Origin of the sequence: Bythopirellula sp. (assembly GCF_041737835.1) — a bacterium.
Taxonomy (GTDB): domain Bacteria; phylum Planctomycetota; class Planctomycetia; order Pirellulales; family Lacipirellulaceae; genus Bythopirellula.
The window spans coordinates 1-2,630 of record NZ_JBGSQY010000033.1 but is presented as its reverse complement, the minus strand read 5'-3'; the positions used below and the strand labels follow the sequence as shown (position 1 = coordinate 2,630).

General features: G+C 54.1%; 1 protein-coding gene and 1 pseudogene. Both read right to left on the bottom strand.

What is annotated here, in order from left to right; all coding sequences use genetic code 11:
- Nucleotides 1-415: 415 nt before the first annotated feature.
- On the bottom strand, nucleotides 416-1,249 hold the full coding sequence (locus AC6T8Q_RS11165) for a TylF/MycF/NovP-related O-methyltransferase (protein ID WP_500679152.1): 834 nt from the start codon (nucleotides 1,247-1,249) through the stop codon (nucleotides 416-418).
- Between the two features lie 648 nt (nucleotides 1,250-1,897).
- Nucleotides 1,898-2,630 (bottom strand): annotated as a pseudogene (locus tag AC6T8Q_RS11160) (IS3 family transposase); the annotation flags it as partial.

The following is a 2,630-nucleotide window of genomic DNA, read 5'->3' as shown; positions in this document are numbered from 1 at the left end:
TTCTTCTTCACAGGTAACAACGAGGATCGCTCCGTCTGAAGATAGATCCAGTCCTTTCGGTCCGCCCTCCTGCGGATTTTTGCGACCACGATTGTAGGCTTCGTCAGACATCACGCGCAGTTTTGTCAACGGGTAGTAGTCACTACGCCATTCTTGTTGGGTGCAATGATAGACAAAGACAAAAGGAGCTCCGGCTGGCCTGCTGCCATGAACAACGATTTTCCGTCGGCGGAAAATCTCAGACCGTGCGGATAGAGCATGCCTCGTAGCATCGCCTGGAACAGAGGAGTGGGAGAGTTCCGTCGTGTTTGCGTAGACATAGACGCTGTGGTCGGAACGATTGCTGACAGCAATCCAGTTTGATTCCGGGTCTCCGGATGCCCACCAAAGGCGTGCAATGCCGGTTGTTGATCCTCTATCGCTTGAGCATCAGCCCCTGCCCAGTCGGCAATGTCAGTATCGGCGTGCCGACTGATTCTGCAAATTCATCCATTGATTCATGCTGACGCTCATATCCTTCAAATCCGTAGTCATCAAGTATAACAATAGCTCCTTGGGAAAGTTTTGGCCAAAAAAACTCGATTGCTGCCCGCTCAGGCTTTTCGATGTTCATATCAATAGAAAGATATGAGACTTTTTCTATCAGAACATCAGTCAGAGTGTCTGGCACTTTGCCACGGACCAAGTGGGCCAGACGGAATGGCGCGAAATATGATTTCGCCAATTCGTAGCATTCAGTGTAATTGTGTAGGGCGGCCCTCTCAGCCTCGTTTTCACTAATTTGATCAGGAGGTATGCCTGCGTAGGTATCAAAGAGGTAGAAGTTCTTGTCCGTTTTGTTAAGATCGAGGTAGTGACAGATCGTTCTGGATATCCACCCTTCATTCACTCCGCACTCAACGAAATCTCCCGGCAACATCAGCGCATGTTCGGCGGCCCAACAGCATATATACGCTCGGAATGCGATATTCACCCCGGGGTCGGCACCCTTTGTGTACGCCTCTACGAAGCGGGGATTATTTAGAGAACTAAGGTTTTTTCCCCAAACTCTTAGCCAGTCGCTATCGTACTGATAAACGGGTGGGAGAGAAATTTCCTGTGTACTGTTTGGCGCAGAAACGCGCTCTTCTCTTGATTGCAGCTGATATGTTAGTGTTTGCACCTGCTTTATCAATTCTTCTCTCTGGCGGTACATTTTTTCCAGCGGAGGAATGGACTTCAGGGCAAGACTTTTGAGCAGACCACGCATTTAACTCATTTCCTTCACAATCAGGGGATGGAAGTAGTATGCTTCGTTCGGATCGCAACACTAGGTTAAACCTAGGGCCCGCGTATCCGCAGCGCGGGGTGGAGCGCGATAACACTGACACTTCGCTTCCCCTGGGGACCTGCTTTAGCTGGGTCCCTACTTGAAAGGAGAAGCTGTTAGTTGCCGGCGTAGCGATCGCAAGATGGCGACCGCGACCACGGCATCGATGCTGGCGCGACTGCCATTGCTGACACTGAAGCCATGAATCACCAACTTGGGGAAACAGCCGCAATATCGCCCGCCACTCGCACGCAACCTTTCCGCTTAACCTCGCCAGCTGACACACAACCTGCAACCCCGTTGTTCTGCACAACAATGCGTTGATCTACTGCCGTCCCGAACCCCCGGAGTCACTGCCGAAAATAACTGGCAGTACTTGCGTCAGAACTTACTTCCAATCGGGACTTCTAAACCTATGGGTCGATCGTCGATGACGCCTGCGAAGCCTGGAACCAACTGATTGCCTTTTCTGAAAAGATACGCGACTAAGCCCTCATCTGATACTCACGATAGCCGACGGTAGCTGTTGATGGTAGCCTGCGCCTTCATGACTTCCACTGGCCTACTGCCGGTTTTTCGGACACGCGGTTACGCTAGCATAGCTCGCTCCTCGAACTCGACAAGGCTCAAATAGCCCAGCGTCGAGTGCCGTCGCCGAGGGTTGTAGAAGCGCTCGATGTAGTCGAACACATCTGCCCTGGCATCGTCCCTCGTCCTGTAGACCTTTCTGGCTGTCCGCTCGGTTTTCATCGACGAGAAGAAGCTTTCCATTGCCGCATTATTCCAGACGTTTCCCGACCGGCTCATCGAGCAGGTTATGCTATGGTCGGCCATCAGGCGCTGGAACTGCTCGCTCGTGTATTGGCTGCAATGGTCACTATGGTGGAGCAGGCTGTCCGGCTTACCTCGACGCCAAATCGCCATGAGGAGTGCGTCCGTGACGAGCTGCGCCGTCATCTCCCCCTTCATCGCCCAGCCGACGACGCGCCTGGAGAACAAATCAACGACGGCGGCAACGTAGAGCCATCCTTCGGCGGTCCAGATGGAGGTGAAGTCGGCGATCCACTTCTGATTTGGCGCCGACGCCTCGAAGGCGCGGTTGAGGAGGTTGCCCGACACGGCGGCTAGCTCCCCAATGTCTTTCGGCAACCCGCGGCGTCGGGGACGTGCCCGTAGCCCGTTCTCGCGCACATGAGCCTCTCTATACGATGCAGGCCACAGGCCAGGCCCTCGGCCAGGACATCGTGCCAGACGCGGCGCGCGCCATAAGTGCGGGCGCTGCTCTTGAAGCTCCGGTCGACAACGCCGATGAGCAACTCGT

Bases quoted from the DNA above. Each gene is read 5' to 3' on its own strand.
- AC6T8Q_RS11165 (WP_500679152.1), bottom strand. From the start codon at position 1,249: ATGCGTGGTCTGCTCAAAAGTCTTGCCCTGAAGTCCATTCCTCCGCTG.